Annotated in this window: 18 protein-coding genes; 12 read left to right on the forward strand and 6 right to left on the reverse strand. The window is 61.1% G+C overall.

Translation table 11 applies throughout. From position 1 onward, the window contains the following. Positions 1-187: 187 nt before the first annotated feature. Entirely contained in the window at positions 188-916 is a 729-nt protein-coding gene (locus GVN17_RS09960; protein WP_166595079.1) for a CatB-related O-acetyltransferase, read from the reverse strand. A 224-nt stretch (positions 917-1,140) separates the two neighbouring features. Here GVN17_RS09960 and GVN17_RS09965 point away from each other — a divergent pair, with 224 nt between their 5' ends. Beyond that, on the forward strand, positions 1,141-1,980 hold the full coding sequence (locus GVN17_RS09965; RefSeq protein WP_166595080.1) for an AraC family transcriptional regulator: 840 nt from the start codon (positions 1,141-1,143) through the stop codon (positions 1,978-1,980). 158 nt (positions 1,981-2,138) lie between these two features. On the opposite strand, the gene GVN17_RS09970 is transcribed toward GVN17_RS09965, so the two are convergent. Continuing rightward, a complete protein-coding gene (locus GVN17_RS09970; protein WP_166595081.1) occupies positions 2,139-3,038 on the reverse strand; it encodes a LysR family transcriptional regulator in 900 nt (299 codons plus the stop codon). 127 nt (positions 3,039-3,165) lie between these two features. Here GVN17_RS09970 and GVN17_RS09975 point away from each other — a divergent pair, with 127 nt between their 5' ends. The 8 genes from GVN17_RS09975 (at position 3,166) to dctM (ending at position 12,369) form a co-directional block, all read left to right on the forward strand. Next, positions 3,166-4,005, forward strand: coding sequence for a MaoC family dehydratase N-terminal domain-containing protein (locus GVN17_RS09975; RefSeq protein WP_166595082.1), 840 nt, complete (start codon positions 3,166-3,168; stop codon positions 4,003-4,005). A gap of 70 nt (positions 4,006-4,075) precedes the next feature. Next, positions 4,076-5,239: an acyl-CoA dehydrogenase family protein gene (locus tag GVN17_RS09980; protein ID WP_166595083.1), complete on the forward strand. Its 1,164-nt coding sequence runs from the start codon at positions 4,076-4,078 to the stop codon at positions 5,237-5,239. A 10-nt stretch (positions 5,240-5,249) separates the two neighbouring features. Further along, positions 5,250-6,614 carry an MmgE/PrpD family protein gene (locus GVN17_RS09985; RefSeq protein ID WP_166595084.1) on the forward strand — a complete coding sequence of 455 codons (1,365 nt, stop codon included), beginning with the start codon at positions 5,250-5,252 and terminating at the stop codon, positions 6,612-6,614. A 127-nt stretch (positions 6,615-6,741) separates the two neighbouring features. Next, complete coding sequence (locus GVN17_RS09990; RefSeq protein WP_166595085.1) at positions 6,742-7,941, forward strand: CaiB/BaiF CoA-transferase family protein; 1,200 nt, start codon at positions 6,742-6,744, stop codon at positions 7,939-7,941. A gap of 157 nt (positions 7,942-8,098) precedes the next feature. After that, positions 8,099-8,923: a CoA ester lyase gene (locus GVN17_RS09995; RefSeq protein ID WP_166595086.1), complete on the forward strand. Its 825-nt coding sequence runs from the start codon at positions 8,099-8,101 to the stop codon at positions 8,921-8,923. 430 nt (positions 8,924-9,353) lie between these two features. Beyond that, positions 9,354-10,349 carry a TRAP transporter substrate-binding protein gene (locus GVN17_RS10000; protein WP_166595087.1) on the forward strand — a complete coding sequence of 332 codons (996 nt, stop codon included), beginning with the start codon at positions 9,354-9,356 and terminating at the stop codon, positions 10,347-10,349. A 104-nt stretch (positions 10,350-10,453) separates the two neighbouring features. Beyond that, positions 10,454-11,086, forward strand: coding sequence for a TRAP transporter small permease (locus tag GVN17_RS10005; protein ID WP_166595088.1), 633 nt, complete (start codon positions 10,454-10,456; stop codon positions 11,084-11,086). Next, the gene (gene dctM, locus GVN17_RS10010) at positions 11,086-12,369 is read left to right on the forward strand and encodes a C4-dicarboxylate TRAP transporter large permease protein DctM (RefSeq protein WP_166595089.1); all 1,284 of its coding nucleotides are present in this window, start codon (positions 11,086-11,088) and stop codon (positions 12,367-12,369) included. The genes GVN17_RS10005 and dctM overlap by 1 nt, the downstream gene beginning before the upstream one ends. An 86-nt stretch (positions 12,370-12,455) precedes the next feature. Here the strand turns inward: dctM and GVN17_RS10015 are convergent, their stop codons facing one another. Both GVN17_RS10015 and GVN17_RS10020 read right to left on the reverse strand, forming a co-directional pair. Next, complete coding sequence (locus GVN17_RS10015) at positions 12,456-13,241, reverse strand: aldolase (RefSeq protein ID WP_166595090.1); 786 nt, start codon at positions 13,239-13,241, stop codon at positions 12,456-12,458. Between the two features lie 11 nt (positions 13,242-13,252). Further along, positions 13,253-13,966, reverse strand: a complete 714-nt coding sequence (locus GVN17_RS10020) for a haloacid dehalogenase type II (protein ID WP_166595091.1) — start codon at positions 13,964-13,966, stop codon at positions 13,253-13,255. Between the two features lie 110 nt (positions 13,967-14,076). Here GVN17_RS10020 and GVN17_RS10025 point away from each other — a divergent pair, with 110 nt between their 5' ends. Then, on the forward strand, positions 14,077-14,934 hold the full coding sequence (locus tag GVN17_RS10025; protein WP_166595092.1) for a LysR substrate-binding domain-containing protein: 858 nt from the start codon (positions 14,077-14,079) through the stop codon (positions 14,932-14,934). Between the two features lie 188 nt (positions 14,935-15,122). Here GVN17_RS10025 and GVN17_RS10030 read toward each other — a convergent pair whose 3' ends face one another. Then, positions 15,123-16,043 (reverse strand): hypothetical protein, encoded by a 921-nt coding sequence (locus GVN17_RS10030; RefSeq protein ID WP_166595093.1) that lies wholly within the window; start codon positions 16,041-16,043, stop codon positions 15,123-15,125. A 42-nt stretch (positions 16,044-16,085) separates the two neighbouring features. Then, positions 16,086-16,463 carry a hypothetical protein gene (locus tag GVN17_RS10035; RefSeq protein WP_166595094.1) on the reverse strand — a complete coding sequence of 126 codons (378 nt, stop codon included), beginning with the start codon at positions 16,461-16,463 and terminating at the stop codon, positions 16,086-16,088. On the opposite strand from GVN17_RS10035, the gene GVN17_RS10040 reads away from it, so the two are divergent. Next, complete coding sequence (locus tag GVN17_RS10040) at positions 16,456-16,932, forward strand: GNAT family N-acetyltransferase (protein ID WP_166595095.1); 477 nt, start codon at positions 16,456-16,458, stop codon at positions 16,930-16,932. The two genes, GVN17_RS10035 and GVN17_RS10040, sit on opposite strands and share 8 nt — an antisense overlap. Positions 16,933-17,298: 366 nt before the next feature. Further along, the gene (locus GVN17_RS10045; RefSeq protein WP_166595096.1) at positions 17,299-17,562 is read left to right on the forward strand and encodes a DUF1652 domain-containing protein; all 264 of its coding nucleotides are present in this window, start codon (positions 17,299-17,301) and stop codon (positions 17,560-17,562) included. The last annotated feature ends 338 nt before the right edge of the window (positions 17,563-17,900 follow it).

The raw sequence follows: 17,900 nt of genomic DNA on the forward strand, positions 1-17,900 counted from the left end.
AAGGGGTGTATGCGGTTTAAACCAGTACAAGGGAACCCATGCCACGCCTCAGTTTTCGCAGCGCCACGGGGCATCAGTGGGAGCGAATTTATTCGCGAATAGGTGTTTCAGGCGACGGAGATGTATCGTCAGTGCCGATGTCTCGCGAATGAATTCGCTCCCACAGATCGATCTCAACATGGCTGAATCACTGAGCCGCCTGGTGGCTCACCGAGAACGGTTTGTTGCGCACCACGACCTTGCCGGGATGGCTGTCCGGCACCGCAAAACCCTTCAATGCTTCCAGCAGTTTTTCCGGGTCTTCGATGGGCAGTTCGGCCAGTTGGTGCGGCGTCAGGTTCCACCACTGGCTCGCCAGCAACCCTTCGATGATGTGCGGCTCGAAGCGATAACGCTGCACTTTGGCCGGGGAGCCGACGACGATGGCGTACGGTGGTACGTCCTTGGTGATCAAGGATTGCGCGCCGATCACTGCGCCGGTGCCGATGGTGATGCCTTCCAGAATCAACACGTCCATGCCGATCCACACGTCGTGGCCGATCACGGTCTGTTTGACCTCTTCGTGATGTGCCATACCCGCCTGCTGCTGACGCAACCCGCCCAGCGCGCTGTGGGTGCTGAGCCATTCCAGCGGGTGGGATTTGCGGTTCTGGCCGATGGTCACGTCGCGGGCGATGGAGCAATAGCGGCCAATGCTCGCGACATTTTGCAGCTCGGTGCCGCTGACGATGTCGGTGTAGGCGCCGATGCTCAGGCGCTCCGCGTTGATTTTTACCTGATGCAATTTCACGCCGTGTTCCAGCGTCAGCTCCATGTCCCGCCGCAGGCCCCGGATGCCACTGTCCAGACGGCATTTGTTCTGGGCCAGCCCCTGTTTGAGTTGACGATCGAGGAGTACGCGGCGCAGGAAATTCATGAAAGGCACGTCCGTTTGAAGGCAATGAGAGGGGCGCTTTTGCAGATCATTGGCGAGGCTGCGTTACCGATGCGCGGCTCTTTTTGAGAAAGACTGGTGTAGGAAAGTCGGGAATAGTCGCATATCTCGCCCTTCATCGACAGTCGGGCTGCCTGCCATTCCCAAGCACCTCGCCAAGTGGTATCTGTGTTCGCCTGTGTCAGTTGTCGATCACGAGCCGCGCCATGGACAAGTATTCAAACGGAGAAGCCCACCTCGCGCATTCCGAGCGGGATTGGGTCGTGCGCGCCCAGCCGTTGCCGAACCTGGAGCGCATCGAAGCGTATTTCCACGGCCACGGTTTCGAGATGCACCGCCACGACACCTACGCCATTGGCCATACGCTGTCGGGGGTGCAGAGTTTTCAGTACGGCAAGGACAAGGTGAATAACCTGCCGGGGCAGACCATCGTGCTGCACCCCGATGAACCCCACGACGGCCACGCAGGCACCGAAGACGGTTTTCGCTACCGGATGTTTTACCTGGAACCGGCGATGATCCAGCAGGTGTTGGGCGGCAAGCCGCTGCCCTTCATCAAGGGCGGGGTGTCCCGTGACCCTCGGTTGTTCAGGGCGAGCCAGACATTGTTGAAAGACCTGCACAACCCGTTCGAACCGCTGGAACTGGACGACGCAGTGTTTGATTTGACCGTCGCCTTGCAAGACGCTGCAGGCGTGAGAAGAGGGCGGCAATCCAGCGACTACGCCGCCGCCGAGCGTGCCCGCGAACTGCTGATGGCCAGCCTTGAACAGGGCGTAAGCCTGGAAGCGCTGGAACAGGCCAGCGACACCGACCGCTGGCGCCTGTCCCGGGATTTTCGCGCGCTGTTCGGCACCAGCCCCCACCGCTATTTGACCCTGAGACGCCTCGATCTCGTGCGCCATTCGATTTCGTGCGGCGTGTCGTTGAGCGATGCATCGTTGATGGCGGGGTTTGCCGATCAGAGCCACATGACCCGACATTTCGTGAAGACGTTTGGGTATCCGCCGGGGAAGTGGCTGAAAATGCTGGACGTCCGCCGATAGACGGTTCGCGTGTACACGACCCCTGTAGGAGCCGGCTTGCTGGCGAAAGCGGTGTGGCATTCACTCCGATGTTCTCAGAACTGACGCATTCGCCAGCAAGCCGGCTCCCACAGATCGTATTCCTGCAGATCGTGTCTGGGTCGACGGGTGAATCGCGATTAGACGGCAGTCTGCCCACCCGGCATCAACACCGCAATCAACGCCCTGACCACCCCTGGCAGGGCGTCCAGTTCCCTCACGAGAATGCTGCGCTCGCGCACCGCCCACGGCTCGTCCAGTTGAACAGTGACCAGCTTCATTGTCCGGCTATGCCGCAACGCGGCGGACTCGGGAATGACGCCGATCCCGACCCCCGCTTCGACCATCCGGCAGATCGCTTCGAAGCTCGACACCTGAATCCGCAATGACAGGTTCAACCCCAGTCGCTCCACGTGATCGCGCAGAAAACTCAACAACGTGCTGCCTTCGTGCAGGCCTATGTGCTGAAACGCCAGGGTTTGCTTCAACGTGACTGTTTTCTGCGTCGCCAGTTCGTGACCTTCCGGAACGGTCAGGACGAGGCGGTCGGTGCTGAAGTGGATCACCTGCAATCCGGCTGCTTCCACAGGCCCGGCAATGATGCCCATGTCCGAGCTGCCGTCCAGCACGCCGCGCACGATGTCCCGCGACAAACGCTCTTGCAGGTCCACCGTCACGCCGGGACGCTGGGCGAGAAAGCCTGCCAGAACTTCGGGCAGAAATTCGGTCACCGCCGTGGTGTTGGCGAAGATGCGGATGTGCCCGGCGGAATCGGTGCCGTAGGTGGTGAATTCGCTTTTCAGGTAATCGACCTGACTCATGATCAGGCGTGCGTGTTTGAGCAGGCGCTGACCGGCGGGGGTCAGTTCGACGCCACGGCTGTCGCGGTACAGCAGGCGCGTGTCGAGCTGGCTTTCCAGTGCCTTGATCCGGGCGCTGGCGGCGGCTGGGGAGAGGAAGGCGCGGCGGGCGCCCTGGGTCAGGCTTGGGGATTCGCCAATGTGGATGAAGAGGCGCAGGTCAGCCAGGTCGAAGTGCATGGGGATGTCCGGACAAGTGAAGGCGTTCAGCATAGATGAACGCCGGTATACGCAAATGCAAATTCACAGAATGCCGATAGGCTCTCATGATCCGCTCATAACAACAAATTGCAGAGGGTTCTCTCACATGAGTGCGTCAGAGTCGCCGGTGGATTTCAGCGCCTGGATCGGTCGGACCGAAGAGGCTCGGGATCACCTGAGCCACAACCTGATCAAGCGCATCGCCGCCACGTTCGGTGAGCCGGTGCCTGCCGATGGCGACGCGTTGCCGCCGCTGTGGCAATGGTGTTTCTTTCAGGACCCGGTGTTCGAATCGCAACTCGGCGCAGACGGCCATCCCGCTCGCGGCGGGTTTCTGCCTCCCGCTGACAATCGCAACCGCATGTGGGCCGGTGGCCGGGTCGAGTTCATCCGGCCGCTGACCGTCGGCGCCGATGCCCATCGTCTCTCGACCATCCTGCACATCGAAGAAAAGCATGGCCGCACCGGCTCGCTGCTGTTCGTCACCCTGCGTCATGACTATTCGCAAAACGGCGAACTGTGCGTGCGCGAAGAGCAGGACATCGTTTACCGCGAGCCCAATCCGCCGAAGCTCAACAGCGGTGAAGCGCCGGAGCAGGGCCACTGGAGCGAGACCATCGAGCCGACGCCGACCCTCTTGTTCCGCTATTCCGCTGTGACCTTCAACGGCCACCGCATCCATTACGACTACCCGTACGTCACCGAAACCGAGGGCTATCCGGGGCTGGTGGTGCACGGTCCGATGATCGCCACCTTCAACCTGCGGGCGTTCATCCGCGCCAACCCCGAGGCGCGCGTGCGCCATTTCGCTTATCGCGGTGTGCGCCCGCTGAACGTGCCGACGCCGTTCCGCGTGGGTGGCCGCATCAGTGAGCCGGGCAAGGCGCAGCTGTGGGCCGGTAACGAATCGGGCGTGGCCCAGAGCGCCGAAGTGGTGTTTGACTGAGCCGCCTTCGATTGAATCTCTTCCTTTATAGAGCGGGCCGTCGCGCCGCCGCCAGATGTGAGCACAGACCATGAGTCCATACGATAACGAAGACCTCAATGCCATCCGTGAAGGTGTGCGCGCCCTGTGCGCCGAGTTCCCGGCTGAATACTGGCGCAAGATCGACGAGGAGAAGGGCTTCCCGGAAGCCTTCGTCAAGGCGTTGACCGACGCGGGCTGGCTGTCGGCGATGATCCCGACCGAATACGGCGGTTCGGGCCTCGGTCTGGCGGAAGCCTCGGTGATTCTCGAAGAAGTGAACGCCTGCGGCGGCAACTCCGGCACCGTGCATGGCCAGATGTACAACATGTTCACCCTGCTGCGTCACGGCAGCGACGCGCAGAAAAGCTACTACCTGCCAAAACTTGCCAGCGGCGAACTGCGCCTGCAATCGATGGGCGTGACCGAGCCGACCACCGGCACCGACACCACCAAGATCAAGACCACCGCCGTGAAGCAGGGCGACAAATACGTGATCAACGGCCAGAAGGTCTGGATCTCGCGCATTCAGCATTCGGACCTGATGATCCTGCTCGCCCGCACCACGCCGCTGGCCGAGGTGAAAAAGAAATCCGAAGGCATGTCGATCTTCCTCGTCGACCTGCGCGAAGCCATCGGCAACGGCCTGACCGTCCAGCCGATTGCCAACATGGTCAATCACGAAACCAACGAGCTGTTCTTCGACAACCTCGAACTGCCCGCTGACAGCCTGATCGGCGAAGAGGGCAAGGGCTTCAAATACATCCTCGACGGCCTCAACGCCGAGCGCACCCTGATCGCCGCCGAGTGCATTGGCGACGGCCGCTGGTTCACCGAAAAGTCCGCCGCCTATGCCCGCGACCGCGTAGTGTTTGGCCGCCCGATCGGACAGAACCAGGGCGTGCAATTCCCGATTGCCGAAGCCCACATCGAAATCGAAGCCGCCGACCTGATGCGCTGGCGCGCTTGCGAAGAATACGACAGCGGCAAGAACGCGGGCGCAGCGGCGAACATGGCCAAGTACCTTGCGGCCAAGGCGTCGTGGGAAGCGGCCAACGCCTGCCTGCAAACCCACGGCGGCTTCGGTTTCGCCAACGAATACGACGTCGAACGCAAATTCCGCGAGACCCGTCTGTACCAGGTCGCGCCGATCTCAACCAACCTGATTCTTTCCTACGTTGCCGAGCACCTGCTCGAACTGCCACGCAGCTTCTGAGGACACCGAGATGAGTCATACCCAGGCAAGCCACACTCAGGTACTGGCGGGCTTCCTCGCCGAGCTGAAATACGAGCAGATCCCTGGCCACGTGCTGGATCGCACCGAAGACCTGTTCCTCGACTGGATCGGTTCGGCGCTGGCCAGCAAAGGCGCCCGCCCGATTCCCGTTTTCGAGCGTTACGCCGAACGGGTCGGCCCGGCGAGCGGCAAGGCGAAAATTCTGGTGAACGGTCGCGGTACGTCGGCGTATTTCGCGGCGCTGGTCAATGGCGCGGCGTCGCACCTGGTCGAACAGGATGACCTGCACAACAGCTCGGTATTGCACCCGGCGACCGTGGTGTTTTCGGCGGTGTTGGCGGTGGCGCAGGACCTGGACAAATCCGGGCAAGACCTGCTGCTGGCGTCGGTGGCGGGTTACGAGGCGGGGATTCGCATCGGCGAGTTCATGGGCCGTTCGCACTACCGCATCTTCCACACCACGGCCACTGTCGGCACCCTCGCCGCCGCCGTGGCGGTGGGCAAGCTGCTGAACTTCAATCAGGAGCAGTTCATCAACCTGCTCGGCACCGCAGGCACACAAGCGGCGGGCCTGTGGGAATTCCTGCGTGACGCGGCGGATTCGAAACAGCTGCACACCGCCAAGGCAGCGGCTGACGGTGTGCTGTCGGCATACCTGACCGAAGACGGCCTGACCGGCGCGCGCAATATTCTGGAAGGTGATCAAGGCATGGCGGCGGGGATGTCCACGGACAGCGATCCGTCGAAGTTGTCGGATCGTCTGGGCTCCCGTTGGGCGCTGGTCGAGACTTCGTTCAAGTTCCACGCCTCTTGCCGCCATACCCATCCGGCCGCCGATGCGCTGTTGCACCTGATGCAGCGCGAAGGCCTGCGCCATGACCAGATCGCCAAGGTCGTGACCCGGGTTCACCAAGGCGCGATTGACGTGCTGGGCCGGGTCGATGTGCCGCAGACCGTGCACCAGGCGAAGTTTTCCATGGGCGCGGTGTTGGGGCTGATTGCCGTGCATGGAAGCGCGCAGTTGATCGAATTCCGCGATCTGGCGCTGGTGGATGCCGACGTCGCGGCCTTCCGCGAGAAGGTGACGATGGAGCTGGACCCTGAAGTCGACGGCGCTTACCCGGCACGCTGGCTGGGGCGCGTGATCGTCACCACCACCGACGGCCGCACCCTGACCGCCGCCATCGACGAACCGAAGGGCGACCCGGGCAACACCCTGTCGCGGCCTGAGCTGGAAGACAAGGTGCAGCGTCTGCTGGCGTTCTCCGGCGCCCGCTCGGTGGAGCAGGGCAAGGCGTTGATCGAGCGGGTCTGGCAGCTGCGCGATGCGCAGTCGTTGAGCGATCTGATTTAAGGCATGCGCCGAACCTGTAGGAGTGAGCTTGCTCGCGATAGCGGTGTGTCAGTTTGAGTATTCGGCACAGGCAGATCGCAATCGCGAGCAAGCTCACTCCTACAGGGATGCGTGAGAGGTGGAAAACATGACTCAAAACAACCCCCGTCCTCTGGACGGCATCACCGTCGTCAGCCTGGAGCACGCCATCGCGGCGCCGTTCTGCACGCGCCAGCTCGCTGATCTCGGTGCCCGCGTGATCAAGGTCGAGCGCCCTGGCGTCGGCGACTTTGCCCGTGGCTATGACCAGCGCGTCGACGGCCTGGCCTCGCACTTCGTCTGGACCAACCGCTCCAAGGAAAGCCTGACCCTCGACCTGAAACAGGGCGAGGCGGGCGACATTCTCGAATCGCTGCTGGGCCAGGCCGATGTGCTGGTGCAGAACCTTGCGCCCGGCGCCGCCGCACGCATGGGCCTGTCGTTCGAGGCGTTGCACGAACGCTTTCCCCGCCTGATCGTCTGCGACATTTCCGGCTACGGCGAAGGCGGCCCGTATGAAAAGAAGAAGGCCTACGACCTGCTGATCCAGAGCGAAGGTGGCTTCCTGTCGGTGACCGGCGGCCCCGGTGAAAACGACATGGCCAAGGCCGGTTGCTCCATCGCCGACATCGCTGCGGGCATGTACGCCTACACCGGCATCCTCTCGGCACTGATGCTGCGGGACAAGACGGGCGAAGGCAGCCGCATCGACGTCAGCATGCTGGAAAGCCTGGTGGAGTGGATGGGCTACCCGATGTACTACGCCTACAACGGCGCGCCGCAACCGCCTCGGGCCGGAGCATCGCACTCGACGATCTACCCGTATGGCCCGTTCCCGACCGGGGGCGGTGGCACGATCATGCTCGGGCTGCAAAACGAGCGGGAGTGGGCGCTGTTCTGCGAGAAGGTGCTGCTGGACAAGGCGCTGGCCACCGACGAGCGTTTCTCGGCCAACTTCAAGCGTTCGGAAAACCGCGAGGTGCTGCGGCAGATCATCGTCGAAGGCTTTGCCACGCTGAGTGTGGATGAAGTGGTCGCGCGGCTTGAAGACGCGCAGATCGCCAACGCCCGAGTCAACGACATGCAAGGCGTGTGGGATCACCCGCAACTCAAGGCCCGCGACAGCTGGCGCGAAGTGGACAGCCCGTCCGGCCCGTTGCCCTCGTTGCTGCCACCGGGTCGCAACGGCGCCTTCACCCCGCGCATGGACGGCGTGCCGGGGCTGGGGCAGCACACGGCGAGCATTCTGGGCGAGCTGGGTTTCAGCGCCGACGACCAAGCGCGGATGGCGAAGGCCGGGGTGGTTTAGGTCGCCGTCTGGCCGCGATTTTATGGCGGACCCGGTTTCACTGTGGGAGCGAATTCATTCGCGATTGGCCGGTACATCCGACGCATTTCCATCGGTCTCAACGACGTCTCGCGAATGAATTCGCTCTCACAGAACACATTTCACAAGGATATAGACCATGCCCCCATCCATCATCCGCTCCGCGCTGTTCGTGCCCGGCAGCCGACCCGAGCGCTTCGCCAAGGCGTTGGCCGCCGGGGCCGACGCGGTGATCGTCGATTTCGAAGACGCCGTGGAAGAGCCGCTCAAGCGTGAGGCCCGGGACAACCTCGGCGCGTTTCTTCGGGTTAATCCAGAAGCGGCAGTCTGGGTCCGGGTCAATGCGCCGGATCATGCCGAACACAGTGCGGACCTGACGTTCTGCAAACAGCACGCTGGCGTCGCTGGCGTGCTGTTGCCGAAGGTGGAAAGCGCCGCCCACGTGGCCGCTGTTCACGCTATAGGCAAGCCGGTGCTGCCGATCATCGAAAGCGCCAAGGGGCTGTTGGCCCTCGCGGAAATCGCCCGTGCGCCGGGGGTCGAGCGCCTCTCGTTCGGCGGGCTGGACCTGGCGCTAGACCTGAATCTCAACACCGGCACCGAGGCCGCCCAGCTGTTTCTCGATCAGGCGCGCATGTCGGTGCAATTGCATTCCCGAGGTGCTGATCTGCTGCCTCCGCTGGACGGCGTGCACCCCGCCATCGGCGACCCCGACGGTCTGCACCGTGTGATTCGTCACGCCTATGACATGGGCTATGGCGGCGCCCTGTGCATTCACCCCAAACAAGTGCCGGTGATCCACGCCGCCCTCGCGCCCAGTGCCGATGACCTGGCCTGGGCCGGGCGCGTGGTGGAAGCCAGCACAGCGGCGGGTGGGGCAGGGGCGTTTCAGCTGGACGGGCAGATGGTCGATGCGCCGGTGCTGCAACGGGCGCAACGGTTGTTGGCGTTGGCCGCTGGCTGACACGCAAGACCTCTGTAGGAGCGAATTCATTCGCGAAAATGTTCCAGGCAACAGAGATATGTCGGATGTGCTGGCCGCTCGCGAATGAATTCGCTCCCACAGGGGGGCGAGTCTGCCAAGCACACCGCCTTCGCTGCCGTCGTAACCTCTGGCGCCTCACATAGTTCTCGCAGAGTGTCCTGCATTCAGCCGCGCCGAATAGTGGCACTTTTTCATTAGCCTGCTAACTTTCTAGCTGCGCGGCGTCTGGCTAGCGCTTGGGGATGAATCACCGTAACAGGTTGGCGTTCAGCTCCACCGAACGCTGGCTTACATAAAAGCTGATTCTCGAAACACGCAGGGTTGGGCATCGTTAGATGGCACAACGCTCATGATCCACCGACTGCTCCAAAAACTATAAAGCTCCTACAAAAATAAAAAGGTGATATCGATGTTGAAGCTGACCAAGGCGCTGTTCTGCGCCGCTGCAGTGTCCGTGGCCGGTATGGCCCACGCTGACCCCGTCGTCATCAAGTTCGCTCACGTGGTGGCGGAAAACACCCCGAAAGGCCAGGGCGCCTTGATGTTCCAGAAAATGGTAGCGGCCGATCCCGCCTTGAAAGACAAGGTCAAGGTCGAGGTCTACCCGAACTCGTCGCTGTTCGGCGACGGCAAGGAAATGGAAGCGCTGTTGCTTGGTGACGTGCAGATGCTGGCGCCGTCCCTCGCCAAGTTCGAGCAATACACCAAGAAAACCCAAATCTACGACCTGCCGTTCCTGTTCAACGACCTGGCCGCTGTCGATCGGTTCCAGCAAGGCCCGCAGGGCAAGGCGCTGCTGACCTCCATGGACGACAAAGGCATTCACGGCCTGGCCTATTGGCACAACGGCCTGAAGCAGCTGTCGGCGAACAAGAAGATGGTTGAGCCGAAAGACGCTCGTGGCCTGAAATTCCGCGTTCAGGCGTCGAGCGTGCTGGAAGCGCAGTTCGTCGCGCTCAAAGCAAACCCGCGCAAGATGAGTTTCGCCGAGGTCTACCAGGGCCTGCAGACCGGTACCGTCAACGGCACCGAGAACACCTGGTCGAACTATGAAAGCCAGAAGGTGAACGAGGTGCAGCCGTTCTTCACCGAGTCCAACCACGGCCTGATCGACTACATGGTCATCACCAACTCCAAGTTCTGGAACGGCCTGCAGCCTGACGTGCGTGACGAGCTGCAGAAGATCATGGATCAGGTCACCGTCGAGGTGAACAAACAGGCTGAAGCCCTGAACCAGACCGCCAAGCAGAAAATCATCGATTCCAAGACCAGCGAAATCGTGACCCTGACCCCTGAACAGCGGGCCAAATGGCGCGAAGTCATGAAGCCGGTCTGGGACAAGTTCGCCGAAGAAATAGGTCCGGACCTGATCAAGGCCGCTGACGACTCGAACAAGGCGCCTTGATCGCCCGCATGACGGTTTGATCGATACAGGTCCCCGAGACCTGCGTGGCCACCCGCTTCTTTGAAGAGGGGGGTGGCCGCTCTCTCTATGTGCGGAGATTTCTTATGCAATCGCTGACGCGACTCTGGGAGCATCTGGAGGAGGGCATGATTGCCTTTCTGCTGGCTGCCATGACGCTCGTGACGTTCGTCTACGTGGCGCTCAACAACATCTACACCTTGTTTTACACGCTGAGTGACAAATGGACCGTCACCAGCGATTTCTTCTCGTTCCTTGGCGACCACACCATGGGGTATGCCCAGGAAATGACCTGGAGCGTGGCGCTGACCAAAGCCCTGTTCGGCTGGCTGATCTTCTTCGGCGTGTCCTACGGCGTGCGCACGGCGGGTCACCTGGGCGTCGACGCGCTGGTGAAAAAAACCAGCAAACCGGTGCAGCGCCTTCTTGCGATGCTCGCGTGCGCCTGCTGCCTGGCCTATGCCGGCCTGTTCCTCATTGCCAGCTACAAATGGGTGTCGGCGCTGTTCGTGGCGGGCATCGGGGCCGAAGACCTCGACCGCTACGGCGTCAAGGTCGCCTACATCACGGTCATCGTGCCCATCGGCTTCGCGCTCGTGATCGCCCGGTATCTGGAAATCCTCTACCGCATCTGGACCCATCGTCAGACCGGCCTGGGCCTGGCCGATGAAGCGGCAGAAGCCAGCAAACTGGCCAACCCTAACGAGGAGCAACACTGATGACGGTTATCTGTTTGTTCCTGTTGCTGTTCGTGTTCATGTTCCTGGGCGTGCCGATCGCGATCTCCCTGGGGCTCGCCGGTGCCACCTCGATCCTGCTGTTCAGCCCGGACTCATTGAGCTCGTTGGCGATCAAGCTGTTCGAGACGTCCGACAGCTACACCTTTCTGGCGATTCCGTTCTTCCTGCTGTCCGGCGCGTTCATGACCACCGGCGGTGTGGCGCAACGTCTGATCGACTTCGCCAACGCCTGCGTCGGCCACATTCGCGGCGGTCTGGCGATTGCGGCGGTGCTGGCGTGCATGCTGTTCGCCGCGCTGTCGGGCTCTTCGCCCGCGACGGTGGCAGCGGTGGGGTCGATTGCCGTGGCGGGGATGGTGCGCTCGGGCTATCCGAAGGAGTTTGGCGCCGGGATCATCTGTAACGCCGGTACGCTGGGGATTCTGATTCCGCCGTCCATCGTGATGGTGGTGTACTCGGCGGCGACCGAAACCTCGGTGGGCAAACTGTTCATCGCCGGTGTCGTGCCGGGGATTCTGCTGGGCGTGATCCTGATGGTGGTGATTTACATCGTCGCCCGGGTCAAGAAACTGCCTGCGCAACCGCGCGTGTCGTTCCGTCAGTGGCTGGCCACGGCACGCCGGGCGTTCTGGGGGCTGTTGTTGCTGGTGATCATCCTCGGCGGGATCTACAGCGGCATGTTCACCCCGACCGAAGCCGCGGCCGTGGCGGCGGTGTACTCAGCCTTCATCGCGCTGTTCGTCTACAAGGACATGCGCATCAGCGATTGCCCGAAAGTGCTGCTGGAGTCAGGTCGGTTGTCGATCATGCTGATGTTCATCATCGCCAACGCGATGCTGTTCGCCCACGTGCTGACCACCGAGCAGATCCCGCAGCAGATCACCAACTGGGTGATCTCCGAAGGGCTGACGCCGATTGGTTTCCTGATCATGGTCAACGTGGTGTTGTTGGTGGCCGGGAGCTTCATGGAGCCTTCGGCGATCGTGCTGATCCTGGCGCCGATCTTCTTCCCGATCGCCACGAAGCTTGGGATCGATCCGATTCACCTCGGCATCGTGATGGTGGTGAACATGGAGATCGGTCTGGTGCATCCACCGGTGGGTCTGAACCTGTTCGTGACCTCGGCGGTGACGGGCCTGACTTTGGGACAAACGATCCGCGCAGCCTTGCCGTGGTTGTCTATCCTGTTGTTGTTCCTGATTCTGGTGACGTACGTGCCGTTCATTTCGCTGGCGTTGCCGAACTGGCTGGGGATGCCGTAACGACGTGCTGACCCTGTAACCGAACTGTGAGCGCAGTGCCTTGGCCCTCGTCGATTCCTTGAATCTTCGGGGGCCTTTTTCGTCGCTCAATCCGAAAAATCCGGCTCATGCCGCGCCAGTACGCGCTTCACGCTCTCCAGATGCGCCCGCGCGCTTTCGGGGTCTTCCTCGCTCATCTGCCGGGCCGTGCGCAGCAACACTTCGGGCTCGATCGGCTTGAGCGGTCGCCCGCTGCTCATCGCCTTGAGCTGCACCTCCGCCGCGCGTTCCAGGTAGTACAGGTCGTCCCACGCCTGGGCGATGCTCGGCGCGGTGACCATCACCCCGTGATTCTTCAGAAACACGATGTCGGCCTGGCCCATCGACGCTGCGATCCGGTCGCCTTCCCGGTTGTCCAGCGCCAGACCGTTGTAATCCTCGTCCACCGCCACTCGCCCGTAGAACTTCAGCGCGGTCTGCCCGGCCCACGCCAACGGTTCGCCTTCAAGCATTGCCAGCGCCGTCGCGTTGGGCATGTGCGTGTGAAAGGCCGCCATCGCACGGGGCTTGTGCAGGTGCAGGCGGGCGTGGATGTAGAACGCCGTCGCTTCGGGTTTGCCGTCGCCCATGACCACGTTGCCGTCGAAGTCGCAGATCAACAGATTCGACGCCGTGATCTCCTCGAATGACAGGCCATACGCGTTGACCAGAAACAGCTCCGGATGCCCCGGCACCAACGCCGAGAAATGATTGCAAATGCCCTCGCTCAACCCCAGACGCGCCGCCATGCGCAGGCTTGCGGCCAGATCGACGCGGGCTGCCTTGACGGCAGGGGCATCGAGGTCGTGGTAGTGCTGTTCGTTGAACTGACTGATACGCAAGTCGTGCGCCATGCCTCGTCTCCTTATTCGTTGGCCCAGCCCTTGCCGCGCAGATAGTCCGGCACACGGGACAGGTCCGGCAGCGTCGCGTCTGGAGTGTAGTCCGTCAACGGTTTGCGTTTCGTCCCGCGGTCGATCCACACGCAACGAAAGCCCATGCTCTTGGCCGCTTCGAGGTCCAGGTGAGGGCTGGCGCAGATGTGCAACACCTCGTCGATGCCGACGCCCAATTGCTGATGCGCGTGCAGGAACAACTGATGGTTCGGTTTATAGGCCTGCGCCTGTTGTGCGGTGATAACCCGGTCGATGTGGCCGTCCAGTTGCGCAACGTTGCCCGCGATGATGTCGTCGTCGGTGTTGGAGACAATGCACAGCTGAAAGCCCTGATCCTTCAGCCATTTCAGCGCGGCCAGCACTTCCGGGAACGGCGGCATCTGGCCGATGCGACGGATCAGCCCCTCGGCGTCTTCGGGCTCACACGGCAGGCCCAGCTCATCCAGCGTGAGCGCCATCGACTGCCGCGAGATGTCGGCGAACGATTGGTGCGGTGGGGGCTGCTCCAGACGGTGTTCGTGACGGTCATAAATCGTGATAAACGCGTCGGTGTCCAGCGTCGCGCTGCCTTTGCGTTCCAGCAGTTCGCGGACGTAGCTCAGCAAGCCTTCGTCCCATTGAATCAACGTGCCGTAGCAGTCGAAGGTGATCCAGCGCGGGCGAGTGTAAGTGGAAAGGATCATGGTCGGCTCCGTGAACGGGTGTGTACGTCCACCTTAAAAGCCATGGTGCTCATCGTAAAATTAAATTAAATTGTCAGATTAATTCGCTAATCAAATGTTAGAGGCCTGCCATGTTCGACCTCGAATTGCTGCGCACCTTTGTCTCAGTGGTCGATTCCGGCGGCTTCACCAAAGCAGGCGAGCGGGTCAATCGCACGCAGTCCACGGTCAGCCAGCAGATTCGCAAACTCGAAGAGCATCTGGGGCGGCCGTTGCTGCTGCGCCAGCGCGCCAGTAAGCACATCGAACTCACCGAAGACGGCGAGCGCCTGATTGGCTATGCGCGGCGTCTGGTGTCGCTGGCGCTCGAAGCCCATAGCGTGCTGTGCGGCGGCGACGACTCCGGGGTGGTCAAGCTTGGGGTGCCGGAGGATTTTGACGTGCAACGGCTGATGACGTTGCTGTCCGGCTTCGCGCGGGCTTTTCCGCGCGTTCGTCTCGACACCGTCAACGGCCTGAGCGTCGATCTGCACGCCCGGCTGGAGAGCAGGGACATCGATCTGGCGCTGGTCAAGCGTGATCGCTCGCCGAAACAGGAGCCCGCATTGGCGAGTTGGCCGGAGCAGGTGAATTGGGTGGCGGGGCGTGGTGTGCAGGTCATCGAGGACCCGGTGCCGTTGGTGGTCTATCCGCAGGGCTGCATCTACCGCAACCGCATCGTGCACGCGCTGGAGTCGTCCGGGCGGCGTTGGCGAGTGGCGTTCGCCAGTCAGAGTCTGGTGGGTATTCAGGCGGCCGTGTCGGCGGGCTTAGGCATCAGCCTGCTGCCATCGTCGGCCATGCTCGACGATCATCGGCTGTTGAGCGTGGAGGAGGGGTTTGCGCCCGTGCCACCGAGCGAGCTGGCGCTGGTGAGTGGCAACCGGTTGTTGACCAGTGTGCAGCGAACGCTGGTGGATTACATGAAGGCGCAGATGTCCGGCAACTGACACGGGATCGCTTTTCGCCAGACGAAAAAAATCCGCGCAGGCCCTGTGTTGCGAAGGGCGCCGCGCGGATTGTCTACGACTCTGTCAGTGCATCAGTGTCAGTGCATGAACAGTGCGATCAGAATGATCACCGGAATAGGCACACCCAGGAACCACAGAAGTAATGAGCGCATGATGGATCTCCTTGATCAGCGAATGTTGGCAGTGTTGGTATAGGCACGGGTTTCAACGTAGGTCACGGCGTCACGACGACGGCCACCCCAGATCGCGGCGAGGCTCGCAACGAAGGCACCGCACAGCAGCGCGACGAAGGTCCACAGGGCGCTGGCAGCCGCGACTTTCGCAGCGGTTTCAGCAGCCTGCTGGGTTTTCAGCTTGGCATCGGCAACGGCCTGTTTGGCCTGACCGTACACTTGGTCAACGCGAGCCTGGGCATCGGCCTGGCTCAGGTTGGTGCGCTGAGCGACCAGTTGCGCGAGGTAGGTACGGTCTTCGGGTGCCAGCTGGCCGTCGTTGGCCAGGGTCTTAGTGAAGATGCGCACCACGACGCCACGGGCTGCGTCGTCGCTGACGGCGGCAGGGCGGTCATCACGGAACAGGCTGTCGACAAAGTAGCCGTACTGGTCGCTGCTGGTGTTACCCGCTGCAACCGCTGCAGTACCGGCCACACCGGCTACCGCGCTGGCACCAGCCTTTACACCGCTGCCGACCAGACCGCTGACGGAACCGACAATCAATACCGCCGCCACCAGGGTCGCAATGGCCCAAGACAGGAAACCATGAGCGGTGTCGCGGAAATACACTTCGTCGCCGTGCATGTTCGACCACTTCACGCGCAAACGGCCCGCGATGTAGCCGCCGAGGCCCGAGGCGACGATCTGGGTGAAGGCCAGCCAGACCACGGTGGAAATACCGAGGGTCTTGGCGCTGGCGCCTTCGTTGGCCCACGGCGACATGGCCGAGAAGCCCAGGCCCGAGCCCAGCAAGACGAGAATCAGTGATAACGCAGCGGCGCCAGCGGCACCGGCAAGGATGGCGCCCCAGGACACACCTGAGACGGAGGAGGGTTCTTCTACGGCGGCAGGATAAGAATCAGGCGTGACGTTCATGTTGTGCTGCTCCATGCGAATAATGTGGTACTTCGCTGGGGATCATTGCAGCGGTTGTGCCAGTCGGCCTTGTATGAATAATTCCTTATTTATCAATGGTTTGAAAATGTTTAAGTATCCGACGTTCATGCAAATTGCATGAAAGGGCGGTACAGCGCGGGCGTTCTGCCCGGTTGCAATAAGTTCAGTCGGATCAGGGGGTTGCAGCGGGTTGTTCGCGTGTTCGGGCAATTCATCGAAACACTCGGGCACATTTTTCCGGAAAAAGTGTCCTATGGAGTCAGGCTTGCGCGGGTCGGCATCATCGGAATGACATCTATATGTGCGCTTACGACCTTTCGGTGATGTCTTGATGCCAGTGTTTGGCCTATAGTTTCCGCTCAGCTCCTGTTTCTTCAAGAGGTTAACCGTCATGTTCATACATCGCCCCCTGGAAGAAAAAGACATCCCGGCTATCTGTGACATGCCCCAGAGTGTCGACGAGCTCTTCTACATGTTTCCCAAGGCGGTGTTTCCGCTGACCCCTGCACAACTGAGCGACGCCATCGAGCAGCGTTCGGACAACACCGTCATCGAGCTCAACGGCGAGGTGGTCGGGTTTGCCAATTTCTCCAAATACGATTTTCGTGGCCGCTGCTCCATGGGCAACGTCATCATCGCGCCTCACGCTCGCTCGAAGGGCGTGGGCCGCTACATGATCGGCTGCATGATGGAGCTGGCGTTCGGCAAACACGAAGCCAAAGAGCTGACTGCGTCCTGTTTCAACCATAACGTGCCTGGCCTGCTGTTTTACCCCAAGCTCGGTTTCAAGCCATTCGCCATCGAAGAACGGTTGGACAAGCGCGGCAATCGCGTGGCGCTGATTCATCTGCGCCTGCCTCACGCGTGATCGCGATCAGCGTCATTCGTCGGTACGCTTTCGGGCGACCGACGAATGGCCGGTCCAAAAATCCACCATGACAGCACTCACTTCGATCGCACGCCGCGCGTGTTCGATGTAAACCTCGTCAGTATTCCGCTTGTTCGCACGGGTGAAACGTTTTTTCTTTTTCCGCCCTATGCAGTTCCCCAATAGCGTGCACTTTTTCGGCCGGTTGCTTCACTTTTGGGCGAGGCGTATAACTGGGTTGTTCGCCAAAAACCCTGAGGTTTAAATGACGAATTGGAGGAAGTAAGCCTCGGCAGACTTTCGACCGTTAGTTAGGCGGACCACTGTTCATGTGGTAACAGGGAGCGCCTCTGGAGGATATCGCCAATGATTGCATGCACCCTCTCGAATCTTGAATTGCGTAGCATCATAGAAAGTGCGTTTCTGCCCAAGCGTTGCAATTGCACCGTCCTGGACGACACCATGACCGTTGAAGTCATTGACCCCCTCACAGAGCGGGTTGAGCTGCTGGCCAGCGGTATCAAGCTGGACAAGCTGGATACGAGTCGTGCGCTCTGCGAGCTGATTTCTGAATTGCGGGCCGACTTGATCAATACGCAACACCTGCAAAGGCACGCCTTGGCCAGTTGAACGATCTCCGGTTTTTATTGATAGGACGCCCATGACGAGTTCATAGTCTTGGGCGTTTTGCTGTTCAGGGTTGCTCGGCGTTCGACGTAAAGCTTCTCCAATCTTTACTACTTTCTATCTATGTCTTCGGCATCAATAACGGGATGTTTTCATACGTGCGCAAATGAACGTTATATTCACGCTGGCGCATTCGAATGAAGAGAAAATATGAGCGTTTATCGTGTTGAATCTTTGGCCCTGCCTCAGCCATGACCGCTGGTGGTGCGACGTGCCGCGCCCGCCGAGGAGTGGCATTGCAAAAGCCAGTGGCAAAGCGTTGATTTACCTTTTATCTTAGG

The sequence above is a fragment of the Pseudomonas sp. SLFW genome, assembly GCF_009905615.1.
GTDB lineage: Bacteria > Pseudomonadota > Gammaproteobacteria > Pseudomonadales > Pseudomonadaceae > Aquipseudomonas > Aquipseudomonas bambusae.

Bases quoted from the DNA above. Each gene is read 5' to 3' on its own strand.
- GVN17_RS09960 (WP_166595079.1), bottom strand. From the start codon at position 916: ATGAATTTCCTGCGCCGCGTACTCCTCGATCGTCAACTCAAACAGGGG.
- GVN17_RS09965 (WP_166595080.1), top strand. From the start codon at position 1,141: ATGGACAAGTATTCAAACGGAGAAGCCCACCTCGCGCATTCCGAGCGG.
- GVN17_RS09970 (WP_166595081.1), bottom strand. From the start codon at position 3,038: ATGCACTTCGACCTGGCTGACCTGCGCCTCTTCATCCACATTGGCGAA.
- GVN17_RS09975 (WP_166595082.1), top strand. From the start codon at position 3,166: ATGAGTGCGTCAGAGTCGCCGGTGGATTTCAGCGCCTGGATCGGTCGG.
- GVN17_RS09980 (WP_166595083.1), top strand. From the start codon at position 4,076: ATGAGTCCATACGATAACGAAGACCTCAATGCCATCCGTGAAGGTGTG.
- GVN17_RS09985 (WP_166595084.1), top strand. From the start codon at position 5,250: ATGAGTCATACCCAGGCAAGCCACACTCAGGTACTGGCGGGCTTCCTC.
- GVN17_RS09990 (WP_166595085.1), top strand. From the start codon at position 6,742: ATGACTCAAAACAACCCCCGTCCTCTGGACGGCATCACCGTCGTCAGC.
- GVN17_RS09995 (WP_166595086.1), top strand. From the start codon at position 8,099: ATGCCCCCATCCATCATCCGCTCCGCGCTGTTCGTGCCCGGCAGCCGA.
- GVN17_RS10000 (WP_166595087.1), top strand. From the start codon at position 9,354: ATGTTGAAGCTGACCAAGGCGCTGTTCTGCGCCGCTGCAGTGTCCGTG.
- GVN17_RS10005 (WP_166595088.1), top strand. From the start codon at position 10,454: ATGCAATCGCTGACGCGACTCTGGGAGCATCTGGAGGAGGGCATGATT.
- dctM (WP_166595089.1), top strand. From the start codon at position 11,086: ATGACGGTTATCTGTTTGTTCCTGTTGCTGTTCGTGTTCATGTTCCTG.
- GVN17_RS10015 (WP_166595090.1), bottom strand. From the start codon at position 13,241: ATGGCGCACGACTTGCGTATCAGTCAGTTCAACGAACAGCACTACCAC.
- GVN17_RS10020 (WP_166595091.1), bottom strand. From the start codon at position 13,966: ATGATCCTTTCCACTTACACTCGCCCGCGCTGGATCACCTTCGACTGC.
- GVN17_RS10025 (WP_166595092.1), top strand. From the start codon at position 14,077: ATGTTCGACCTCGAATTGCTGCGCACCTTTGTCTCAGTGGTCGATTCC.
- GVN17_RS10030 (WP_166595093.1), bottom strand. From the start codon at position 16,043: ATGAACGTCACGCCTGATTCTTATCCTGCCGCCGTAGAAGAACCCTCC.
- GVN17_RS10040 (WP_166595095.1), top strand. From the start codon at position 16,456: ATGTTCATACATCGCCCCCTGGAAGAAAAAGACATCCCGGCTATCTGT.
- GVN17_RS10035 (WP_166595094.1), bottom strand. From the start codon at position 16,463: ATGAACATGACGGTTAACCTCTTGAAGAAACAGGAGCTGAGCGGAAAC.
- GVN17_RS10045 (WP_166595096.1), top strand. From the start codon at position 17,299: ATGATTGCATGCACCCTCTCGAATCTTGAATTGCGTAGCATCATAGAA.